General features: G+C 68.8%; 17 protein-coding genes and 1 tRNA gene. 10 read left to right on the plus strand and 8 right to left on the minus strand.

What is annotated here, in order from left to right; translation table 11 throughout:
- Nucleotides 1-140: 140 nt before the first annotated feature.
- The 5 genes from K8P63_RS09995 to K8P63_RS10015 are packed head-to-tail and all read left to right on the plus strand — an operon-like array spanning nt 141 to nt 10173.
- Nucleotides 141-1511, plus strand: coding sequence for an MdtA/MuxA family multidrug efflux RND transporter periplasmic adaptor subunit (locus K8P63_RS09995; protein WP_223799645.1), 1371 nt, complete (start codon nt 141-143; stop codon nt 1509-1511).
- A 5-nt stretch (nt 1512-1516) separates the two neighbouring features.
- Entirely contained in the window at nt 1517-4687 is a 3171-nt protein-coding gene (locus K8P63_RS10000; RefSeq protein WP_223799798.1) for an efflux RND transporter permease subunit, read from the plus strand.
- A gap of 43 nt (nt 4688-4730) precedes the next feature.
- Nucleotides 4731-8006 (plus strand): efflux RND transporter permease subunit, encoded by a 3276-nt coding sequence (locus tag K8P63_RS10005; RefSeq protein ID WP_223799646.1) that lies wholly within the window; start codon nt 4731-4733, stop codon nt 8004-8006.
- Entirely contained in the window at nt 8003-9544 is a 1542-nt protein-coding gene (locus K8P63_RS10010; RefSeq protein WP_223799647.1) for an efflux transporter outer membrane subunit, read from the plus strand. Before K8P63_RS10005 ends, K8P63_RS10010 begins: the two co-directional genes overlap by 4 nt.
- Complete coding sequence (locus K8P63_RS10015; protein WP_223799648.1) at nt 9541-10173, plus strand: phosphatase PAP2 family protein; 633 nt, start codon at nt 9541-9543, stop codon at nt 10171-10173. Before K8P63_RS10010 ends, K8P63_RS10015 begins: the two co-directional genes overlap by 4 nt.
- On the opposite strand, the gene K8P63_RS10020 is transcribed toward K8P63_RS10015, so the two are convergent.
- Nucleotides 10119-11042: a hypothetical protein gene (locus K8P63_RS10020; protein ID WP_223799649.1), complete on the minus strand. Its 924-nt coding sequence runs from the start codon at nt 11040-11042 to the stop codon at nt 10119-10121. The two genes, K8P63_RS10015 and K8P63_RS10020, sit on opposite strands and share 55 nt — an antisense overlap.
- Before the next feature lie 5 nt (nt 11043-11047).
- Here K8P63_RS10020 and K8P63_RS10025 point away from each other — a divergent pair, with 5 nt between their 5' ends.
- From K8P63_RS10025 to dinB, 4 genes are all read left to right on the plus strand, one after another.
- Nucleotides 11048-12052 (plus strand): adenosine deaminase, encoded by a 1005-nt coding sequence (locus K8P63_RS10025; protein WP_223799650.1) that lies wholly within the window; start codon nt 11048-11050, stop codon nt 12050-12052.
- A gap of 3 nt (nt 12053-12055) precedes the next feature.
- Entirely contained in the window at nt 12056-12577 is a 522-nt protein-coding gene (locus K8P63_RS10030) for a phosphoribosyltransferase (protein WP_223799651.1), read from the plus strand.
- 71 nt (nt 12578-12648) lie between these two features.
- Nucleotides 12649-13122, plus strand: coding sequence for a hypothetical protein (locus K8P63_RS10035; RefSeq protein ID WP_223799652.1), 474 nt, complete (start codon nt 12649-12651; stop codon nt 13120-13122).
- A gap of 53 nt (nt 13123-13175) precedes the next feature.
- On the plus strand, nt 13176-14273 hold the full coding sequence (gene dinB / locus K8P63_RS10040) for a DNA polymerase IV (protein ID WP_223799653.1): 1098 nt from the start codon (nt 13176-13178) through the stop codon (nt 14271-14273).
- Here dinB and K8P63_RS10045 read toward each other — a convergent pair.
- Genes K8P63_RS10045 through K8P63_RS10060 form a run of 4 tightly spaced genes read right to left on the minus strand, consistent with a single transcriptional unit; the run spans nt 14252 to nt 18972 of the window.
- Nucleotides 14252-14665 carry a DoxX family protein gene (locus K8P63_RS10045; protein WP_223799654.1) on the minus strand — a complete coding sequence of 138 codons (414 nt, stop codon included), beginning with the start codon at nt 14663-14665 and terminating at the stop codon, nt 14252-14254. The two genes, dinB and K8P63_RS10045, sit on opposite strands and share 22 nt — an antisense overlap.
- Complete coding sequence (locus K8P63_RS10050) at nt 14662-16200, minus strand: efflux transporter outer membrane subunit (protein WP_223799655.1); 1539 nt, start codon at nt 16198-16200, stop codon at nt 14662-14664. The genes K8P63_RS10045 and K8P63_RS10050 overlap by 4 nt, the downstream gene beginning before the upstream one ends.
- The gene (locus tag K8P63_RS10055; RefSeq protein ID WP_223799656.1) at nt 16197-17783 is read right to left on the minus strand and encodes a DHA2 family efflux MFS transporter permease subunit; all 1587 of its coding nucleotides are present in this window, start codon (nt 17781-17783) and stop codon (nt 16197-16199) included. The genes K8P63_RS10050 and K8P63_RS10055 overlap by 4 nt, the downstream gene beginning before the upstream one ends.
- A 1-nt stretch (nt 17784) precedes the next feature.
- Nucleotides 17785-18972, minus strand: a complete 1188-nt coding sequence (locus tag K8P63_RS10060) for an HlyD family secretion protein (protein ID WP_223799657.1) — start codon at nt 18970-18972, stop codon at nt 17785-17787.
- Nucleotides 18973-19067: 95 nt separating this feature from the next.
- Between K8P63_RS10060 and K8P63_RS10065 the strand changes: the two genes are divergently transcribed.
- Entirely contained in the window at nt 19068-19652 is a 585-nt protein-coding gene (locus K8P63_RS10065) for a hypothetical protein (RefSeq protein ID WP_223799658.1), read from the plus strand.
- Between the two features lie 77 nt (nt 19653-19729).
- On the opposite strand, the gene K8P63_RS10070 is transcribed toward K8P63_RS10065, so the two are convergent.
- The 3 genes from K8P63_RS10070 to moaA all read right to left on the minus strand — a co-directional run bounded on the left by K8P63_RS10070 (nt 19730) and on the right by moaA (nt 21646).
- Nucleotides 19730-19804 (minus strand) — tRNA-Asn (locus K8P63_RS10070).
- A 67-nt stretch (nt 19805-19871) separates the two neighbouring features.
- Nucleotides 19872-20645 (minus strand): NAD kinase, encoded by a 774-nt coding sequence (locus K8P63_RS10075; protein ID WP_223799659.1) that lies wholly within the window; start codon nt 20643-20645, stop codon nt 19872-19874.
- A complete protein-coding gene (moaA, locus tag K8P63_RS10080; RefSeq protein WP_223799660.1) occupies nt 20642-21646 on the minus strand; it encodes a GTP 3',8-cyclase MoaA in 1005 nt (334 codons plus the stop codon). The genes K8P63_RS10075 and moaA overlap by 4 nt, the downstream gene beginning before the upstream one ends.
- Nucleotides 21647-21659: the final 13 nt, after the last annotated feature.

The raw sequence follows: 21659 nt of genomic DNA on the forward strand, positions 1-21659 counted from the left end.
ATTACGGTTGCGCAGCGCAGCATTCGGATTGCAGCGCTGACATTCTGCGGTAAGCGTCGCATCCGATGTGGGAGCAAGCTGGGCCGTCTGTCGGCCGTCGGCTATACCCGAGCAGCGGATCTTTCCGGCGAGGAATGCGCGTGAACGACCATTATCATGCCCCCACCGTATCGGACGCGGAAGCGCTGCCCGCGCGTTCGCCCCGGTCGCGCCGCAACGCGCTGCTGGTGGGCATCGCGCTGGTGGTGGTGTTCGCCCTGCTTTGGGCGATCACGCATTCCAGCTCGAGCGCGGACGGCGCCGGCGGCGCGACGGGTCGTCGTAACCGACCCTCCGCCACGGTCGGCATCGCCAAGGTGGTGTCGGGCGACATGCCGGTGTCGCTGTCGGCGATCGGCACGGTGCAGCCGATCGTCACCGCCACCGTCCGCCCGCAGCTTTCGGGCAATATCTTCACGATCAACTTCACCGAGGGCCAGGTCGTCGCGAAGGGCCAGCTGCTCGCGCAGATCGATCCGCGCCCCTATCGCCTCGCGCTCGCGCAGGCGCAGGCCAATCTGGCGCGCGATCAGGCGGTGCTGAATCTCGCGCATGTCGACCTGCAGCGCTACCAGACGCTGCTCGCGCAGGATTCGATCGCGCGCCAGCAGGTCCAGACGCAGGCGGCGACGGTCAAGCAGGACGAGGGCACGGTCGCGGCCGATCAAGCGGCGATCGGCACCGCGAAGCTCAACCTGCAATATACGTCGATCACCTCGCCGGTTTCCGGCCGCGTCGGCCTGCGCCAGGTCGATATCGGCAATTACGTCACGCCGGGCGACACGACCGGCATCGTCGTCATCACCCAGACGACGCCGATCGACGTGACCTTCGCGCTGCCGCAGGTCAACCTGCCGACCGTGCTCGCGCGGCGCCGCGCGGGCGACACGCTCGCCGTGACCGCGACCGATCAGGCCGGCACCACCACTCTGGCCGAGGGCCGCTTCCTCACCTTCGACAACCAGATCGACGCGACCACCGGCACGGTGAAGGCCAAGGCGCGCTTCCCCAACCCGGACAGCAAGCTGTTCCCCAATCAGTTCGTCAATGCGAGCCTGCTGGTCGATACGCTGCACAATGTCGCGATCGTCCCGGTCACCGCCGTCCGTCACGGCGCGCAGGGCGACTTCGTGTTCGTCCTGCAGGGCGACCATACCGTGAAGCTGCAGCAGGTGAAGCTGGGGCCGGCGGACGGCACGCGCGTCGCGATCGCCTCGGGCGTCGCCGCCGGCCAGACGGTCATCACCGAGGGCGCCGACAATCTCGACGACGGCTCGAAGGTGACGCTGCCGGGCGAGAAGCCCAAGGGGCCGAAGCGCGCGCAACCGGGCTTCTTCGCGCGGCTGTTCGGCGGCGGCGCCAGTGCGGACGGGGGCGGCTCGGCCGATGCCCAGGGCAATGCGCAAGGCAATGCCCAGAGCGGCCAGCACCACCGGCGCCGCAGCGCGGACGGGAACGGCGGCGGCCAGTGAACGAGATGTCAGGCCCGATCGAGGGGGCCGCGGCGGACGGGCAGGAACTGCTCGGCCCCGCCGGGGTCAACCCCTCCCGGCCGTTCATCCTGCGGCCGGTGGCGACGACCCTGTTCATGCTGGCGATCCTGCTGGCGGGCATCGTCTCCTACCGCTTCCTGCCGCTCTCGGCGCTGCCCGAGGTCGATTATCCGACGATCCAAGTCTCGACGCTGTATCCCGGCGCGAGCCCCGACGTGATGGGCCTCACCGTCACCTCGCCGCTGGAGCGCCAGTTCGGGCAGATGGCCGGCCTGTCGCGCATGTCGTCCGTGTCGTCGGCGGGCGCCTCGGTCATCACGCTGCAGTTCAACCTCAACCTCAGCCTCGACGTGGCCGAGCAGGAGGTCCAGGCGGCGATCAACGCGGCGAACACCCTGCTGCCGTCGGACCTGCCGGCGCCGCCGATCTACGCCAAGGTCAATCCCGCCGACGCGCCGGTGCTCAGCCTCGGCGTCACCTCGGCCACACGTACCTTGGCCGAGATCCAGAACATGGTCGACCAGCGCGTCGCCAACAAGATCGCGCAGATTTCGGGCGTCGGTCAGGTGTCGCTGTCGGGCGGGCAGCGGCCGGCGGTGCGCATCCAGGCCAACGTCCAGGCGCTCGCCGCGCATGGCCTGTCGATGGACAATCTGCGCTCGGCGATCGCGGCGGCTAACGTCAACGGCGCCAAGGGCAGCTTCGACGGGCCGACGCGGAGCTGGTCGATCAACGCCAACGATCAGCTCGCGACCGCGGCCGACTATCGCGGCCTCATCATCGCCTATCGTGGTGCCGCGCCGGTGCGCCTGTCCGACCTCGCCGACGTGATCGACGCATCGGAGAACAGCCGCATCGGCGCGTGGATGAACCGCACGCCGGCGATCGTGGTCGACGTGCGGCGCCAGCCGGGCGCGAACGTGATCGGCACGGTCGACGCGATCAAGGCGGCGCTGCCCACGCTGGAAGCGGCCTTGCCCGCCGACGTGCACGTGACGTTGCTGACCGATCGCACGATCGGCATCCGATCGTCGGTGCGCGACGTGCAGCTCGAGCTGGTGTTCGCGGTGCTGCTCGTCACGCTCGCGATCTTCCTGTTTCTCGGCAGTCCGCAGGCGACCCTGATCGCCAGCCTGTCGGTGCCGCTGTCGATCGTCGGCACGTTCGCGGCGATGCACCTGCTCGGCTTCAGCCTCAACAATCTGACGCTGATGGCGCTGACGATCGCGTCGGGCTTCGTCGTCGACGACGCGATCGTGGTGACCGAGAATATCGCGCGCCATCTGGAAGAGGGGAAGCGTCCGCTCGCCGCCGCTCTGCTGGGCAGCCGCGAGATCGGCTTCACCATCATCAGCCTGACGGTCAGCCTGATCGCGGTTCTGATCCCCTTGCTGTTCATGGGCGACGTCGTCGGCCGGCTGTTCCGCGAATTCGCGATCACGCTGGCGGTGACGATCCTGATCTCGGCGGTGGTCGCGCTGACGCTCGTGCCGATGCTGTCGGCGCGCTGGCTGAAGCCCGAGCACGAAATCCGCAAGCCGCGCTTCGTCCAGTGGACGATGGACCGGTTCGACGATCTGTCGCACGCTTATTCGCGCGCGCTCGACTGGGTACTGCTGCGCCAGGGGCTGACCTTGCTGGTGTTCGCGGGCTCGCTGGTGCTGACCGCCATGCTGTTCGTCGCCATTCCCAAGGGCCTGTTCCCCGAACAGGATACCGGCCAGCTGCAGGCGGTGGTGGTGACGGGGCAGGGCGTCTCCTTCCCGCGCATGGGAATGATCCAGGGGCAGCTCGCCGACGCGATCCTCGACGATCCCGACGTGGCGAGCCTCAGCTCGAACGTCGGCGTCGACGGCAGCAATCCGGCGATGAACCAGGGCCGGATGCTCATCAACCTGAAGGACAAGGAGCATCGCTCGTCGAGCCAGGCGGCGCTGATCCGCCGCCTGCAGCAGCGCGCGCGCGATATCGCCGGGCTGACGCTTTACGTGCGGCCGGTGCAGGATCTGACGATCGACGCCGAGGGCGGCCCGACGCAATATCGCTTCGCGCTGCAGGGCGCGGACCAGGCGCAGATCGACGAGTGGACGGTCAAGCTGCTGGCGTCGTTGAAGGACGTGCCGGCGGTGCGCAACATCGTATCCGACATGCAGAACAAGGGCCGCGCGGTGACGGTCGCGATCAACCGCGACACCGCATCGCGGCTCGGCATCAGCGCGGCGACGATCGACAGCGCGCTCTATAATGCGTTCGGCCAGCGCATCATCTCGACCATCTTCACCCAGACGACGCAGTATCGCGTGATCCTCGAAAGCCAGCCGGGGATGCTGACCTCGCCCGAGGCGCTGGGGCGGCTCTACATCAATACCAGTTCGGGCACGGCGGTGCCGCTGTCGACGGTCGCGCGCTTCGTCGAGGGGCAGGCGCCGTTGCAGGTGACGCGCGTGGCGCAATTCCCGGCCTCGACGATCGGCTTCGATCTCGCGCCGGGCTATGCGCTGGGCGCCGCGGTCGACGCGATCACCGCGCGGGAGAAGGCGATCGGCGTGCCGGCGGCGATCACCACCAACTTCCTCGGCGCCGCCAACGCCTTCCGCGCCAGCCTGCAGAACGAGGTGTGGCTGATCCTCGCGGCGATCGTCGTGGTCTATATCGTGCTGGGCGTGCTCTACGAGAGCTTCATCCACCCGCTGACGATCCTGTCGACTTTGCCCTCGGCGGGCGTCGGCGCGCTGCTGGCGCTGATGCTGACCGACAACGATCTCGGCGTGATCGGCATCATCGGCATCGTGCTGCTGATCGGCATCGTCAAGAAGAACGCGATCATGATGATCGACTTCGCGCTGGAGGCGCAGCGGATCGAGGGCAAGGACGCCGACACCGCTATCCGGCAGGCGGCGCACCTGCGCTTCCGCCCGATCATGATGACGACCTTCGCCGCTCTGTTCGCCGCGCTGCCGATGATCTTCGGCGGCGGCATGGGCGCCGAATTGCGCCAGCCTTTGGGCCTGTCGATCGCCGGCGGCCTGATCGTCAGCCAGGCGCTGACCCTGTTCACGACCCCGGTGATCTTCCTCGCGTTCGAGCGGCTGAGCATGCGCTGGAGCCGCCGGCGCGAGGACGAGCCGCTGCTGCCGCTGGAAGCGCGCGAGTGACGGCGCGCATCCTGCCGGGCCGGGCGCGGGCGGAGCGGGGCGGGTGAACCTCTCCGCGCCGTTCATCCGTCGGCCGATCGGCACGATCCTGCTCACGATCGGCGTGATGCTGGCGGGCATCGCCGCTTTCTTCGTCATGCCGGTGTCGCCGCTGCCGCAGGTCGATTTCCCGACGATCAGCGTGCAGACCAGCCTTGCCGGCGCCAGCCCGACGACGATGGCGACCAGCGTCGCCAGCCCGCTGGAACGGCGCATGGCGACGATCGCCGGCATCACCGAGCTCACCTCGCAATCGGGCATCGGCTCGACCCGCGTCACCGCGCAATTCGACCTGTCGCGCAACATCGACGGCGCCGCGCGCGACGTGCAGGCGGCGATCAACGCCGCGCGCGCCGATCTGCCCGCCACGCTGAAGACCAACCCCAGCTATCGCAAGATCAATCCGGCCGACGCGCCGATCATGATCATCGCGCTCACCAGCAAGACGCGCAGCCCCGCCGACATCTACAATGCGGTGTCGAACATCGTGCAGCAGCGGCTGCTGCAGGTGCAGGGCGTGGGCGACGTCGAGCTGGGCGGCGCGGCGCTGCCGGCGGTGCGGGTCGATCTCAACCCGCTGGCGCTGTCGCGCTACGGCATTCCGCTGGAGGACGTGCGCACCGCCATCTCGTCGGCCGACGCCAACCGGCCGCGCGGCGTGGTGGAGAGCGATACCACCGCGTGGCAGATTTACGGCGCGGTGCCCGGGCTGACTGCCGCCGATTATGCCCCGATCATCGTCGCGTGGCGCAACGGCGTCGCGGTGCGCCTGTCGGACATCGCGCATGTCTATGACGGGCCCGAAGACATCCGCACGATGGGCCTGTTCAACGGCGTGCGCGCGGTGACGATCATCGTCAGCCGTCAGCCCGGGGCGAACATCATCGCCACGGTCGATTCGGTGAAGGCGCAATTGCCGGGGATCGAGGCGGCGATCCCGTCGGACATCAAGGTGTCGATCGCGTCGGATCGCACCACCACCATCCGCGCGTCGCTGCGCGAGGTCGAGGTGACGCTGCTGATCGCCACCCTGCTGGTGGTGATCGTGGTGTCGATCTTCCTGCGCTCGTTGCGCGCGACATTGGTGCCGGCGGTGGCGGTGGTCGCCTCGCTGCTCGGCACACTGGGCGTGATGTACCTGCTGGGGTTCAGCCTCAACAATTTGTCGCTGATGGCGCTGACCGTCGCGACCGGCTTCGTCGTCGACGATGCGATCGTGGTGCTGGAGAATATCAGCCGCCACGTCGAGGACGGGATGAAGCCGTTCGCCGCCGCCTTGCGCGGCGCACGCGAGGTCGGCTTCACCGTGCTGTCGATCTCGATCAGCCTGGTCGCGGTGTTCATCCCGCTGCTGCTGATGGGCGGCATCATCGGCCGCCTGTTCCGCGAATTCGCGGTGACGATGACGGTTGCGGTGCTGATCAGCCTGGTGATCTCGCTCACCGCCACGCCGATGCTCGCCTCGTTCATCCTGCGCGAGCGCGGTACGGTGCGCGAGAACCGCTTCCAGCGCGCCTCGGAGCATGTGTTCGAGCGGCTGCAGGCGCGTTATGCGCGCAGCCTCGACTGGGCGCTCGCCAATCGCGGCGCGACCCTGCTGCTGCTGGCGGGCGCGGTCGCGCTCAACATCTTCCTGCTCGGCGCGATCCAGAAGGGCTTCTTCCCCGAACAGGATACCGGATCGCTGATGGGCGGCCTGCGCGCCGACCAGAGCATCTCGTTCGCCGATATGCAGACCAAACTGACCCGCCTGGTGAAGATCATCAAGAAGGATCCGGCGGTGCGCACCGTCGTCGCCTTTACCGGCGGGTCGCGCGCGGGCGGCGGCTTCATGTTCGTCGAGCTGAAGCCGCGATCACAGCGCGACGCGGCGCGGGTGGTGATCACGCGGCTGCGGCCGAAGCTCGCGCGGATCACCGGCGTCGCCACCTTCCTGATGCCGGTGCAGGACATGCAGATCGGCGGCCGCGGCGGCAACAGCTCGTACCAATATACGCTGCAGGCCGACGATCCCGAGCTGCTGTACAAGGCCGCACCGCAATTGGCGCAGGCGCTGAAGCGCTACCCCGAACTGACCGACATCGACGTCGACGTGGCGCAGGGCGGCGCCGAGGCGTTCGTCACGATCGACCGCGACACCGCGACCCGGCTGGGCGTGACGCCGCAGACGATCGACAACACGCTGTACGACGCCTTCGGCCAGCGCCAGGTCTCGACCATCTACAGCGGCCTCAACCAATATCATGTCGTGCTGGGGGTCGCGCCGGAATATACCGGCGCGCCCGAGGCGCTGAACAACATCTACCTGCCGACCAGCCAGAGCGCCGCCGCGACGGGCGTCGCCACGACGACGACCGTGACATCCTCGACGTCCTCGACCTCGACCGGCACCGCCGGCGTGATCGGCACGGCCACGGGCGTAACCGGCTCGACGCCCGTCTCCACCACCGGGCAGGCGCGCGACGCCGCGACCGGCAGCGCGGTCAACACCGTGGCCGACAGCATGGCGCCGCTCTCGACGCTCGCGACGTGGGCGACCGGCGCGACCGCGGCGCAGGTCAACCACCAGGATGCCGCACCCGCCGCCACGATCAGCTTCGCCACCGGCAACGGCTATTCGCTGGGGCAGGCGGCGCAGCGCATCGCGCAGGTGCAGGCGAGCCTCAGCCTGCCGGCGCAGGTGCGCGGCGGCTTTGCCGGCACCGCCAAGGTGTTCGCGCAATCGACCAACTCGACCCCGATCCTGATCGTGTCGGCGCTGGTGGTGATCTACATCGTGCTCGGCATCCTCTACGAAAGCGCGATCCATCCGCTGACGGTGCTGTCGACCCTGCCGTCGGCGGGCGTGGGCGCGGTGCTGGCGCTGATGGCGACCGGATCGCAGTTCGACCTGATCGGCCTGATCGGCATCATCCTGCTGATCGGCATTGTGAAGAAGAATGCGATCCTCATCATCGATTTCGCGCTGGATGCCGAACGCTCGCGCGGGCTGTCGCCGCTCGCCGCGATCCGCGAGGCATCGCTGCTGCGCTTCCGCCCGATCCTGATGACGACGATGGCGGCGGCGTTCGGTGCGCTGCCGCTGGCGATCGGCTTCGGCGACGGTGCGGAGCTGCGCCGGCCGCTCGGCATCGCGATCATGGGCGGCCTGATCGTCAGCCAGTTCATCACCCTGCTCACCACCCCGGTCGTCTATCTGGCGCTCGACAAGTTCCGCCGCCGCTCGCCCCACGAAATGGCGCTGGGGCGCGGCGAGGCCAATCTCGGAATGACTGCATGACCTCGACCAAGATCGCACGTTTCTTCGGATATGCGGGCCTGCTGGCGCTCGCCGGGTGCAGCTTCGCGCCGCATTACCACGTGCCCGCCACGTCGGTGCCGGCCAGTTTCAAGGAAGCACCCGGCTGGCGCAGCGCCGCGCCCGCCGACGCGGTCGCCAAGGGCGAATGGTGGCTGCTGTTCAACGATCCGGTGCTGACCGCGCTGGAACAGCGCGTGCGCGTCAACAACCAGAACGTGCTGGCGGCAGTCGCAGCCTATGATCTGGCGCGCGCGACGGTGCGCGAGGCGCGCGCGGCCTTGTTCCCTGACGTTACCCTGAGCAGCGGGGCGACGCGCGCGGGCACGTTCGGTTCGGGCAGCACCACGATCATCGGCGGCACCAGCACGAGCAGCGGCAGCACGACCGGCACGGGCTCGACCGGCACCGGCACCGGCACCGGAACGGGCACCACCACGGGCTCGACCGGCACCAGCACCGTCACGTCGTCGAGCAACGGCAGCCGCCGCTACACCGTCTCGGCCGGCGCGAGCTGGGAGCCCGATCTATGGGGACGGCTGCGCAACACGCTGACCGAGCAGAAGAATCTGGCGCAGGCGAGCGAGGCCGATCTCAACAACGCCACCCTCGCCGCGCAGGGCGAGCTGGCGCTCGATTATGTCCAGTTGCGCGGGCTGGAGGCGCAGAAAGCGATCCTCGACGACACCGTCGCCGCTTATGCGAAGGCGCTGACGATCACCACCAACCGCTACAATCAGGGCGTGGTGGCGCAGGTCGATGTGCTGCAGGCGCAGACCCAGCTGACCACCGCCAAGGCCAATGCCGCCGATCTGGTGCGCCAGCGCGCCATCTTCGAGCATGCGATCGCGGTGCTGGTCGGCGAAAATCCGTCGAGCTTCGTGCTGGCGGCGCAGGCATGGAACCGCACCGTGCCCGCGGTGCCGGCGGCCTTGCCGGCGTCGCTGCTCGAGCGGCGGCCGGATATCGCGGCGGCGGAGCGGCGCGTCGCCTCGGCCAATGCGGCGATCGGCATCCAGCGCGCGGCCTTCTTCCCGACGCTCAGCCTCACCGGCAGCGTCGGCGGGCAGTCGAGCGTGTTGTCCAACCTGTTCACGGCCGGGGCCAGCATCTGGTCGCTCGGTGCGCAGGGTGCGCTCACCGTGCTCGATTTCGGCGCACGCTCGGCGCGCGTGGCGGAAGCGCGCGCCTCCTATAACCAGGCGGTCGCGACCTACCGCCAGACCGTGCTCGCCGGGTTCCAGCAGGTCGAGGACGAACTCGCCGCCTCGGGCGTGCTGGCCTATGTCGGCGATCAGCGCGTGGCGGCGGCGCAGGCGGCGACCCGCGTCCAGCAGCTGACGCAGAACCAGTATCTCGCCGGCCAGATCGTCTACACCGACGTCATCACCGCGCAGGCGACCGCCTTGTCGGCGCGGCAGAGCGAGGCGCAGGCGATCGTCGACCGTCAGGTGGCAGCGGTCACGCTGATCCAGGCGATCGGCGGCAGCTGGCCGGCGGCCACGACGCCGACCCCGTGAGCCGCGCCGCGCCGTGGGTGGCGCTCGCGGGGTTTGCGCTCATGCTGGCCCTCGTGCTGGCAGGCATGACGCAAGGCGCGGACCGGGCGATTTTGTGGGCGCTGCGGCGCCCGGGGCAACCGTCGGCGGCGAATCTTCCGATCTGGATGGTCGACGCGGCGAAGGCGTTCACGTGGCTCGGGATCGGCTGGGTTCGCGCGCTGCTGGCGCTGGTCGCTGCGGGGCTGCTGGCGCTACGCGGGCGTCGACGCACCGCGCTGATGCTGCCGGTCGCGTGGGCGATCGGCGCGGTCGCGGTGGAACTGGTCAAGCATCTGGTCGCGCGCCCGCGTCCTCCGGCGGCGTTCCACCTGATCGCCGTCAACCAGTGGAGCTTTCCGAGCGGCCATGCCACGGGCGCGATGGCGCTGTATCCGTTGATCGGCCTCGTGTTCGACGGCCGGCGCGGAGCGACGCTGGGGGTGGTGCTGGCGCTGTTGATCGGCCTCACGCGCATCGTTCTGGGCGTGCATTGGGCGAGCGACGTGATCGGCGGCTGGCTGCTCGGCGGGACGGTGGCGCTGGCCGCCGCGGCTCATCTGGCCTCGAACGCGCAGCGCAACGTCAGCGAGCGCGGTGCGGCGACATAGACGATCTCGGCACAACGCCGCAGCACATCGGGGCCGAGGATCACCGCCGGCCATGCATCCTGCAGCGGCAGCCGGCGCGAGACGATGATGTCGTCGGGGCCGACCTTGTCCTGCGGCAGGAGCGACCGGCCCCCGAAATCGGCGGTGCGCACGTCGATCATCCGGATCGGAAACCCGGCGAGCTTTTGGGGCAACGCGAACGCCATCGGCCGGATCGGACGGAGCAGCCCGAACGCCGCCCGGCCGAGCGTCGCCGGCCCGGTCCACGCGCCGCCCCACGCCCGCGCCAGGATCGCCCCGCCGGCTGCCGTGGCGACGGTATCCGAACGATAGAGGGTGAAGGCGATCTGCAGGCCGTCGAGCTGGGGCCCGGCATCGGCGTGGAGCCCCGAGCGCATGTCCATCGCCAGCGCCATCGTGCGTTCGCCCGTGGGGTCGGGCGCATCGGCGCGGCTCCAGCGTATCACCGCATAGGGCAACGTGTCCGGCCCGACCGCGCCATCGGCATCGCGGCAGCAGTCGCGCTCATAGGCGGCGACGCTCACCTGTCGGGAATGCCCGTCGACCAGCAGGGTCGCGCGCGCGACATGGCCGGCGAGGCGGATGCGGCCGACGTCGGTCTCGGCATCCTCGGTCCATGTCAGCGGCAGTCGGTCGGCGGCGGCGCGGTCGAGCAGCACGAGGCCATGCTCCGCCGGATCGACGCGAAGGCGTAGCGGCACGCCGGCGATCGTCACCTGCACGAAGGGCTGGGCGGCGTCGAGCATGAGCTGCTGTTCGGGCCGAGGGGCGTGCGCCGCCGCCAGCAGCGGCACCGCGGCGAGCATCAGCGCGCGACTGTACGAGCGACGTGGCTTGCCGCTAGACATTCGCCATGACCGATCCCGCCTTCATCGTCGGCCTGCCCAAGGCGGAGCTCCACCTCCACATCGAAGGCAGCCTCGAGCCCGAGCAGATGTTCAGTTTCGCCCGGCGCAACCGCATCGACATCCCTTTTCCTTCGGTCGAGGAGCTGCGCGCCGCATATCGGTTCAGCCGGCTCCAGGACTTTCTCGACATCTACTATCAGGGCGCCAGCGTGTTGCGAGAGGAAGAGGATTTCCACGACCTGGCAATGGCTTATTTTGCCCGCGCGCATGCCGACGGCGTGGTTCATGCCGAGATTTTCTTCGATCCGCAGACGCACACCTCGCGCGGCGTGCCGTTCGGCACCGTCGCCGACGGTCTGCTTGCCGGCATGAAGGCGGCCGAGGCGCGGTTCGGCATCACGTCGCGCCTGATCCTGTGCTTCCTGCGCCACCTCGACGAAGCCGACGCCTTCGCCACGCTGGACGCGGCCGAGCCGTGGTTCGACCGGATCGCGGCGGTCGGCCTCGACAGTTCGGAGCTCGGCCATCCGCCGTCAAAGTTCGCGCGCGTGTTCGGTGCGGCGGCCGACGCCGGGCTCCGGCGCGTGGCGCATGCGGGCGAGGAGGGGCCGCCCGATTATGTGTGGCAGGCGCTCGATCTGTTACACGTCGACCGGCTCGACCATGGCAATCGTGCGCTGGAGGATCCGGATCTGGTGACGCGGCTGGCGCGCTCGGGCATGACGCTCACCGTCTGCCCGCTCTCCAACCTGAAGCTGTGCGTGGTGGACGACGTGGCGCGCCACCCGATCGCGGCGATGCTCGCCAAGGGGCTGCGCGCGACGATCAATTCGGACGATCCGGCCTATTTCGGCGGCTATGTCGCCGACAATTACCGCGCGATCGCGCCGTTGGTCAGCCGCGATCAGATGGTGACACTGGCGCGTAACAGCTTCCTCGGATCCTTCCTCGACGATGCGGCGGTGACGCGCCATCTCGCGGCGGTCGATGCCTTTGCGGGGGCATGCTGATCCATGACCGATCCGCAGCTTGCGCCAATACCCTATGAGGAGTTCGTCGCCGGGGTGCATGCGCTGGCCGATGCGCTTGCAGCCGAGACGTGGCGGCCCGATTATATCGTCGGCATCGGCCGGGGCGGACTGGTGCCCGGCGCCTATCTGTCGCATCGCACCGGCATTCCGTTGCTGTCAGTCGACTACAGCTCGGGCGTGCCGGGCTTCGCGGCCGAGCTGATGGCCAAGCTCGCCGCCGAGACGCGCGCCGGCCGCCGCATCCTGCTGATCGACGACATCAACGACAGCGGCTCGACCATCGTCGCGCTGCGCGCCGGGCTGGCGGAGGCAGGCGGCCCCGCCGATCATGTCCGCGTCGCGGTGCTGATCGACAATGTCCGTTCGCGCGCCAAGGCCGACTATCGCGCCCGCACGATCGATCGCGCCGTCGACAAGAGCTGGTTCATCTTCCCGTGGGAGCAGATGGCCGACCGTTCGACCGTGATCGAGGATGCCGGTGCAATGCCCGAACGGCTCGCCTGACGGCACGAAGCGCCGCGACGCGCGTTCTCCCCGGCACACAACATCGTGCAAGACATTGATAGGAGAGACGAATGCGTCACCTCATGATCGCGGCCGCGTTGACGATTGCCGCCCCTGCGCTCGCCCAGACGGCCGGCGGAGGCGCTGCGGCCGGTGGCGGTGCGGGAAGTGCCGCGGGCGCGGCCGGCACCGGCGGGGCGACCGCCGGCACCTCGGGCACGACCGGCCAGGCGTCGGGCGCCGCCGGTGCACGCGCCGGCAGCACGGGCACGACCGGATCGGCCGGCATGGGCAGCATGGGCGGCATGGGGTCGTCGGGCACCGCCGGCGCCGGCTCGATGACCGGAACAACGGGCACGTCGGCCGGCATGACCGGATCGACAGGTATGGGTTCGATGGGATCGAACATGGGCACCAGCATGGGGACCAGCGGCACCACCACCAGCGGCAGCCGCTCGGGCAGCCGCGCGCAAGGCTCGTCGACCAGCCCCTCGACCACGACCGGCACCAACGCGACCACGACGACCCAGACACCGCATAGCTGATCGGTCGTTCCCCTCCTGTTCACGCCATGCGCCTCGTGCTATAGCCTCGGGCCATGGACGACGCGCACGCGCGGGAACGGGATGGCGGCGGGGAACTGCGCAAGATCATCCATGTCGACATGGATGCCTTCTATGCGTCGGTCGAGCAGCGCGACGATCCCGCGTTGCGCGGCCGGCCGGTGGCGGTCGGCGGATCGCGCGAGCGCGGTGTTGTGGCGGCGGCGAGCTATGAGGCGCGCGTCTTCGGTGTTCGCTCGGCGATGGCCTCGTCCACCGCGCGGCGGCGCTGCCCCGACCTGATCTTCGTCAAGCCGCGCTTCGAGGTCTACAGCGCGATCAGCCACCAGATCCGCGAGATCTTCGCCGATTATACCGAGCTGATCGAGCCGCTCTCGCTTGACGAGGCCTATCTCGACGTATCGGGCACCGGCAACGCCACCGCCGTCGCCCGCGAAATCCGAGCACGGATCAAAGCGGAGACCGGGCTCACCGCCTCGGCCGGCGTTTCGTACAACAAGTTCATCGCCAAGCTCGCGTCGGACCAGAACAAGCCCGACGGACTGTGCGTCATCCCGCCCGACCGCGGACCGGGGTTCGTCGAGCAGCTCGCGGTGGCGCGTTTCCACGGTGTCGGGCCCAAGACCGCCGAGCGGATGGCGCGGCTGGGCATCGCGACCGGCGCCGACCTGAAGGCGCAGAGCCTGCCGTTCCTCGAACGCCACTTCGGCAGCTTCGCGGACTATCTCTACGGCGCCGCGCGCGGGATCGACGGGCGGCCGGTGCGCGCCAACCGCATCCGCAAGTCGGTGGGGGCCGAGCGGACCTTCTTCGAGGACATTGCCGATCCAGCCGCGCTGGCGGAGGCGCTGGAGCGCGTGCTCGACGCGCTGATGGAGCGGATCGACCGATCCGAGGCGAAGGGTCGGACGGTGACGCTCAAGGTGAAATATGCCGATTTCCACCAGATCACGCGCGCGCGCAGCTTCGTATCACCAGTCGGCGATCGCGCGGGCATCGGCGGGGCGGGGCAGGCGCTGCTGGCGGCTTTGCTGCCGGTGCCGAAGGGGGTGCGACTATTGGGCCTCGCGCTGTCCAGCCTGTGCAGCGACGCCGAGCAGGACGAGGTCGGTCAGCTCGATCTGGTACTCTGACCGAACGGCCAATCGATCACGCGCCCCGCGAACAGGCACCACCAGACGATCACCGGCTGAAAGGCGAGGCGAGGGCCATGATACCACCAGCCGAGCGTGCCGCCGCCGACGCGGACATGATCGACGGCATGCTTGATGTTCGCCGGGAACACGCAGACGGCATAGAGCGCCAGCATCACCCCTGCGATCCAGCGCAGCCGCGGCACGAGCAGGCCGATCGCGCCGGCGACCTCGCACCAGCCGGTCGCGATCACGGTCAGGCGAGGTGACGGCACCCAATCGGGCACGATCGGCAGGAAGAAATCGGGCCGGCTGACATGCTTGTAGCCAACGTAGAGGAATGCCGCCGCGAGCAGCCAGCGCAGCACGGTGCGGGCGGCCTCGCGCCTCACTTGTGCTTCGGCGCGCTATAGTCCGGCGTCATCGGCTTGGCCGACGGACCGTCGACCGCCGGCATCCCGTCCCAGCCGCCGCCCAGCGCCTTGTAGAGCGAGATCAGGTCGCGGCGGAGCTGGGCGTCGCTCTGCGCGAGCTGGTCGCGGTCGCTCAGCACCGATTGCTGCGCGTCGAGCACCGAAGTCAGATCGACCAGCCCGGTGCGATAGCGCGCGTCGACCGCCTGCAGCGCGCGCTGGGCATCGACGACGCCGGCCTTCAGCGCGACGTTGCGCTGCTGCTCGGTGCGGATGCGGATCAGCGCATCCTCGACATCGCGGAAGGCGCCGAGGACGGTCTGCTGATATTGGACATAGCTCTCGTCCGCCTGCGCCTTGCGTAGCGTGACCGTGCCGGTGCGGCGCCCGAAATCGAGGATGGGGAAGGTCGCCTGCGCGGCGCCCATCACCTGCGCGCTGTCGGCGGTGAACAGATTGCCGAGCGCGGTCGAGATGAGCTGCGCCATGCTCGTCAGGTTGAAGCGCGGATAAAGGTCCGCCACCGCGACGCCGATATCGGCGGTGGATGCAGCCAGATTGCGCTCGGCCGCGCGGATGTCGGGGCGGCGGCGCAGCAGATCGGACGGCAAACCGGGCGGCACCGCCGGCGGCGCCGGAAGCTGCGGACGCGGCACCGACAGCTCGACGATCATCGCATCGGGCGTCTTGCCGAGCAGGACGGCGATGGCGTGCATCTCCGCCTTGCCCTCGGCGACGATCGGCCCGACCGACGCCTGGGCCTGGGCAAGCTGTGCGCGCTGACGGATGATGTCGCCCTGCGGCGTCAGCCCGACCTTGGCATTCTCGCCCATGATCTGCAGATTGCGCGTCTGGCGGTCGACCTCCTGCCGGGCGATCGTCTCGCGCTCCTGCGCCAGGCGCATCGCCATGTAATCGTCGACCACTTCTGCGACGAGGCTGACCTGCGCGTCGCGGGCGTTCCACACCGCCGCTTCGATCCGTGCGCGCGCACCCTCCACCTGGCGGCGGACGCCACCGAAGACGTCGAGCTCCCAGCTGGCGTCGAACCCGGCCGCGTAGGTGGTGATGAACCCGCCGGGCAAGGCGATGCCGCCGCTGCTGCCGCCGCCCGATCCGCCGGTGCTGCCGCCGCTCGCGCCGCCGTCGCCCAGCGCCTGCGCGATCGAGCTGAAGCCGGCATTCTTGCTGAACCGCTCGCTCGTGACCCCGCCGCTGGCGTTGATCTGCGGGAAGAATTGCGACCGGGCGACGCGTTCCTGCGCGCGCGCCTCGCCGATGCGCGTGGCGGCGAGCTTGACGTTGAGCCCGTCCGCCAGCGCGATCGCGACCAGCCGGTCGAGCTTGGGATCGTTATAAGCGTGCCACCAGCCATTCAGGTCGGCGGCCGGCGCTGACGAGGGCGCCTCCGCCTCGCCATATTGGGCGGGCGCGGCCGGCTTTGGCGCGCGATAGTTCGGCCCGACGGCGCAGCCGGCGAGAGCGAGCGCGAGCAGGGAGAGGGCACGCCTCATCCGCCGTGCGCCCCGGCGCCGGCCTTGCCCTGGCGCAGGAACAAAGCGAGCGGAATGATGAGCAGGACGAAGATCATCAGGACGTGGAAGACGTCGATATAGGCCAAGGTCGATGCCTGCGTCTGGACCTGCTGATAGAGCGCGCCGAGATTCTCGTTGCCGCTTGATGATACGTTCCCGATCGTCTGGCCGAGCTGGTCGAGACCCTGATTGTAGTTGGGATTGAGCGGGCTCAGCCCCTCGACAATGTAGCTCTGATTGACCTGTCCGCGTTCGATCAGCCCCGCCTGCGCGAGCGAGATGCAGATCGAGCCGCCGAGATTGCGCGCGACGTTGAGCAAAGCCGAGGCCTGGTTGGTCTGGTCGGGCTTGAGCCCAACATAGGCGGCGGCGTTGATCGGGATGAACACGAACGGCAGCCCCGCGGCCGAGATGAGGCGCGCGGTGGAGATGTCGCCATAGGCGATGCTGGAGTTCCAGCCGGTCATGACGAAGAAGGCGGCGGCCTGCAGCGCCAGCGCGGGCACCAGCAGCAAGCGCGTATCGACCCGGCCCGACAGCACCCCGGTGAGCGGCATCATCAGCAACGTCGCGATGCCGCCGGTGGTGAGCGCGAGCCCCGCATTGGTGGCGGTATAGCCCAGCACCTGCTGCGCGAATTGCGGGATGAGCTGGGTCGTTCCGAAGATGACCATGCCGGCGGCGAACATGAAGAGCGTGGTGATCCCGAAATTGCGATTGCCGAGCAGCCGCAGGTTGACGATCGGATCCTTGCGGTTGAGCTCCCACACCACCAGCAGCACCAGCGACACCGCCGAGACGATCGCGGTGGTTGTGATGAAGCCGCTGCCGAACCAGTCGTCGCGCTCGCCGCGATCGAGCGTGATGTCGAGGCAGCCGAGCCCGAGCGCCACCAGCACGAAGCCGATATAGTCGACGTTGAGGCCCTTCTTCAGCAGCGCCTTGCGCTCGTCCTGCAGCGCCTTGGGCTCCTGCAGGAACGCCTGCACCAGCGCGAGGCTGAGGATGCCGACCGGCACGTTGATGAGGAAGATCCAGTGCCAGCTGATATTGTCGGTGATCCAGCCGCCCAGCGTCGGCCCGAGGATCGGCCCGCACACCACCACCACGCCATAGGCCGCGAACGCCTTGCCGCGCTGCTCGGGCGGGAAGGTGTCGGCGAGGATCGACTGTTCCGACGGCGCGAGCCCGCCGCCGCCAATGCCCTGCAGGATGCGCGCGAAGATCAAGGTGCCGAGGTTCGGCGACAGGCCGCACATCAGCGACGACAGCGTGAACAGCGCCACCGAGATCATGTAATAGCGCTTGCGGCCGATCACGTCGCTCAGCCAGCCCGAGATCGGGATGATGATCGCGTTCGAGACGAGGTAAGAGGTCAGCACCCACGCCGCCTCGTCCTGGCTCGCCGCCAGCCCGCCGGCGATATGATCGAGCGAGACGTTGGCGATCGAGGTGTCGAGCACCTCCATGAAAGTCGCCATCGAGATGATGCCGACGATCAGCCACGGATTGTGCCGCCCGGCCGCCGAGCGCGCGTTCGTCCAGCCCTTGGCGGCGGCCATCCTACCGCACCGTGACGCGCGGCACGACCGACATGCCGGGGCCGATCGCATAGCGGCGCCACTCGGCCCCGTCGAACAGGATGCGCACCGGCACGCGCTGGACGACCTTCACGTAATTGCCGGTGGCGTTCTGCGCCGGCAGCAAGGCGAACGCCTGGCCGGCGCCGTTCTGGATCGAGTCGATATGCCCTGCGAACACCACGCCGGGATAAGCGTCTATGCGGAGATCGACATGCTGGCCCGGCCGCATGTTCTTGAGCTGGGTTTCCTTGAAATTGGCGGTGACCCACATCGTCTCGGGTACCAGCGCCATCAGCTGCTGGCCGGGCGCAACATAGCTGCCGACATTGACCTGCCGGTTGACCACCTGGCCCGCGACCGGCGCGACGACGCGCAGATACGACGTGACGACCTCCGCCTCGCGTACGCGGGCGAGCGCGGCGGCGCGCTGGGCATAGCCGGCCTTCACCTCCTTGCGCGCGGCGGCGACGTCGGCGCGCGCGGTATCGACCTGGCGTTGCGCGGCGAGCGCCTGCGCGTTGTTGCTCTCGGCCTGCGTGCGCGCCTGCTCGACCTGCGTCGCCGCCGCCGCCGCCGGATCGAGCCGCTGCAGCGCCGCGTAACGCTGATAATCGTGGGAGGCGTGAAGCGCCTGTGCGGCGGGGGCGATGGCGTTGGCGGCCTGCTGGCGCAACGTCGCCTGCGCCGAGATCACGCGCGCCTGCGATTGCTGGATCTGCGCATCCGCCTGCGCGACGCTCGCCTGCGCCTCCTCGAGCTGCGCCGCCGGCGTGCCCGGCTCGATCACCGCCAGCAACTGCCCCTGCGGCACGTGGCGATTGTCGTAATCGGGAACGCGCACGAGCTTGCCCGAGGTCTGCGCGGAGAGCCGGACGATATGCGCGTCGACGAAAGCATCGTCGGTCGAGACGTAGCGGCGCGCGTGCAGCCAATAGAGGATGCCGCCCACGATGAGCAGCGCCAGCACGATGCCGCCGACGATCCAGAAGAGCGGGCGCTTGTAGAGCGGCGGCTTGTCGTTCTCGGGCTTGTCGTCGCCCTTGTCTTCGCCGTCATCCTTCGCGGCTTCGCCCGAACCACCCTCGCGGTCGAGCTTGCGGCCATTGTCGCCGGTGCGATCCTCGGCCTTGGCGGGATGATCCTGATCGTCGCTCTTGCGCTCGGCCATCGATCAGGCGGCGATCATGCGGGCGCACGAGCGCGCTGGGGAGGGAGCCAACATCGCTCGCCGGAAAGCCCGGCGCGCCGATTCGTTCCGCCGGCGTGTATTTTACGGCGAGCCACGCCTGGGTAGGACGCCGCGCCCTGGGCCAGGCTTCACGCATTTTACGCAGAAAGCCGGGCGCCGCTTACGAAAGCTTTATCCCGGCATTGCTAAGCCGGCCCCTATGGCAGGAGGCCGATATGCGTGAAGCACTGGAAGCATTGGAGATCCTGGCCGGTCGCGGCGAGGAATTGGCCGCGTTGCTCGATCTTGGCGGGCCGCCCAGCAGCTACGATCTCAGCATGAAGCGCATGGCGCTTTCCTCGGCTGTCAGGGCGTATCTGACCGCCGAACAGCGCGACATTCTCGGCCCGCTGACCGAACTCGGCACGGCGGACGCGAAGGAACTGGTCGGCCTGTTCTTCCAGGAATCGCATCGGCTGCGTTCGGCCTATTCGCAGCACGTGGTGGACTGGCCGACCGCGTGCATCGAGGAGGAGTGGCACAGCTATCGCGCGGGATCGCTGCAACTGATCGTGCAGATGCGTCGGGTGCTTGCGTTCAAGAAGAACGAGCTGTTCGCGCGCGCGCATCACATCCTGCAGACCGGCGGCGTTGCGACGCGAACGGCGGCGGCCCGCTAGGCGATAGCTGGCCCTCGGCAAGGTCAGTCATTGATGGTCAAGAACTCTGCCGATTACCGCCGATAATCAGGCGGTAGTGGCTCCCCGGGCCGGATTCGAACCAGCGACCATTCGATTAACAGTCGAACGCTCTACCACTGAGCTACCGGGGAACAGGGGCGCGCTGGCGCCCCGGCGGAGGCGGCGCCTATACCGCAGCCGCAAACGAAATCAAGCCGTTCAGATTGCGAACTGCTCCATCGCGATCCGATCGTCGAGCGCATGCTCGGGATCGAACAGCAGGGTGAGCGGATTCGAGCGATCGATCGTCACTTCGATCGTGTCGATATCGCGCACCTCGCGCTGATCCGCCACCGCGCTGACCGGGCGTTTGACCGGATCGAGCGCGCGAAATCGAATGCGCGTGCGGTCTGACAGGATCGCGCCGCGCCAGCGCCGCGGGCGGAACGGGCTGATCGGCGTCAGCGCCACCAGCGCGCTTTCGAGCGGCAGGATCGGCCCGTGGGCCGAGAAATTATAGGCGGTCGAGCCGGCCGGCGTCGCCACCAGCACGCCGTCGCAGACGAGCTCGGGCAGCACCACGCGCCCGTCGACGCAGACTTCGATCGAGGCGGCCTGACGCGTCTCGCGCAGCAGCGACACCTCGTTGATCGCCGGCACGGTGTGCCGCTCGCCCTCCACGGTCACCGCCTCCATGCGCAACGGCGGCACCTTGATCGTCTTGGCGGCGAGCAGCCGCGCCTCGAGCAGATCGGGGCTCCACGAATTCATCAGGAAGCCGACCGTGCCGAGGTTCATGCCGAATACCGGCACCGGGCGGTGCCGGTCGAGCATCGCGTGCAACGTCTGCAGCAGGAAGCCGTCGCCGCCCAGCGCGACGATCAGGTCGGCCTTGCGCGGATCGACCCATTCGTATCGGCGGCGCAGCTCGACGGCGGCGGCTTGCGCCGCGTCGGTCGGAGAGGCGGCGAGCGCCATCAAACGTTCGCTCATCCGCCGGTGACGCTCATATGGCGTGCGACGGCGGGTGCGCGCCGTTCGATCGCGAAATCGTGGCCGAACGGCTTGGCGGCCATCGCGCGATCGAGCGCCGCGTCCAGTGCATCCGGGCCGCCCTCACGCAGTACGGCGCGCAGATCGACATGATCCTCCTGGCCCAGGCACATGTACAATTTCCCCTCGGCCGTGAGGCGCACGCGGTTGCAGCCCGCGCAGAAATTTCCAGTGAGCGGCGTGATGAAGCCAATTCGCGCGTCGAGTTCGACGACGCGTGCATAGCGTGCCGGACCGCCGGTGCGCTCCAGGAGCGGGACCAGAGTGTAACGATCCTCCAGCCGACGCCGCACGCCATCCAGCGGCAGGTAACGATCGGTGCGATCCTCGTCGATCGCGCCCAGCGGCATCGTCTCGATCAGCGTGAGATCGTGCCCCTCCGCGGCGCACCAGCGCAGCATCGGCTCAATCTCGTCGTCGTTGATGCCCTTGAGCGCGACCATGTTGATCTTGATTTGAAGCCCGGCCGCTTTCGCGACGGCGATCCCGTCCAGCACTTTCGCCACATCGCCCCAGCGCGTGACATGGCGGAAGCGCTCCGCATCGCGGCTGTCGAGGCTGACGTTTATGCGACGGATGCCGGCATCGGCGAGCGGCTGCGCCAGCTCCGCAAGGCGGACGCCGTTGGTGGTGAGCGTCAGCTCGTCGAGCGCCCCGCTCGACAAATGGCGGCCGATCATCCGGGCGAGATCGGGCAGGCCACGCCGCACCAGCGGCTCGCCGCCGGTCAGGCGGATGCGGCGCACCCCGCGCGCGATGAACGCATCCGCGATCGCCGCGATTTCTTCGAGGCTCAGCACCGCGCTGCGCGGCAGGAAGGTCATCGCCTCGGCCATGCAGTAGCGGCAGCGCAGATCGCAGCGGTCGGTCACCGACATTCGAACATAGGTGATGCGCCGCCCGAAGGCGTCGATCAGCGGAACAGACGCGGCCGGTATCATGCGCGATAGCTAG

This window comes from Sphingomonas nostoxanthinifaciens (assembly GCF_019930585.1).
GTDB classification, from domain to species: domain Bacteria; phylum Pseudomonadota; class Alphaproteobacteria; order Sphingomonadales; family Sphingomonadaceae; genus Sphingomonas_I; species Sphingomonas_I nostoxanthinifaciens.

What these genes read in the sequence shown, in the direction of transcription:
- K8P63_RS10000 (WP_223799798.1), top strand. Translation starts at nt 1,517, where the DNA reads ATGTCAGGCCCGATCGAGGGGGCCGCGGCGGACGGGCAGGAACTGCTC.
- K8P63_RS10010 (WP_223799647.1), top strand. Translation starts at nt 8,003, where the DNA reads ATGACCTCGACCAAGATCGCACGTTTCTTCGGATATGCGGGCCTGCTG.
- K8P63_RS10020 (WP_223799649.1), bottom strand. Translation starts at nt 11,042, where the DNA reads ATGTCTAGCGGCAAGCCACGTCGCTCGTACAGTCGCGCGCTGATGCTC.
- K8P63_RS10025 (WP_223799650.1), top strand. Translation starts at nt 11,048, where the DNA reads ATGACCGATCCCGCCTTCATCGTCGGCCTGCCCAAGGCGGAGCTCCAC.
- K8P63_RS10030 (WP_223799651.1), top strand. Translation starts at nt 12,056, where the DNA reads ATGACCGATCCGCAGCTTGCGCCAATACCCTATGAGGAGTTCGTCGCC.
- K8P63_RS10035 (WP_223799652.1), top strand. Translation starts at nt 12,649, where the DNA reads ATGCGTCACCTCATGATCGCGGCCGCGTTGACGATTGCCGCCCCTGCG.
- dinB (WP_223799653.1), top strand. Translation starts at nt 13,176, where the DNA reads ATGGACGACGCGCACGCGCGGGAACGGGATGGCGGCGGGGAACTGCGC.
- K8P63_RS10050 (WP_223799655.1), bottom strand. Translation starts at nt 16,200, where the DNA reads ATGAGGCGTGCCCTCTCCCTGCTCGCGCTCGCTCTCGCCGGCTGCGCC.
- K8P63_RS10055 (WP_223799656.1), bottom strand. Translation starts at nt 17,783, where the DNA reads ATGGCCGCCGCCAAGGGCTGGACGAACGCGCGCTCGGCGGCCGGGCGG.
- K8P63_RS10060 (WP_223799657.1), bottom strand. Translation starts at nt 18,972, where the DNA reads ATGGCCGAGCGCAAGAGCGACGATCAGGATCATCCCGCCAAGGCCGAG.
- K8P63_RS10075 (WP_223799659.1), bottom strand. Translation starts at nt 20,645, where the DNA reads ATGAGCGAACGTTTGATGGCGCTCGCCGCCTCTCCGACCGACGCGGCG.
- moaA (WP_223799660.1), bottom strand. Translation starts at nt 21,646, where the DNA reads ATGATACCGGCCGCGTCTGTTCCGCTGATCGACGCCTTCGGGCGGCGC.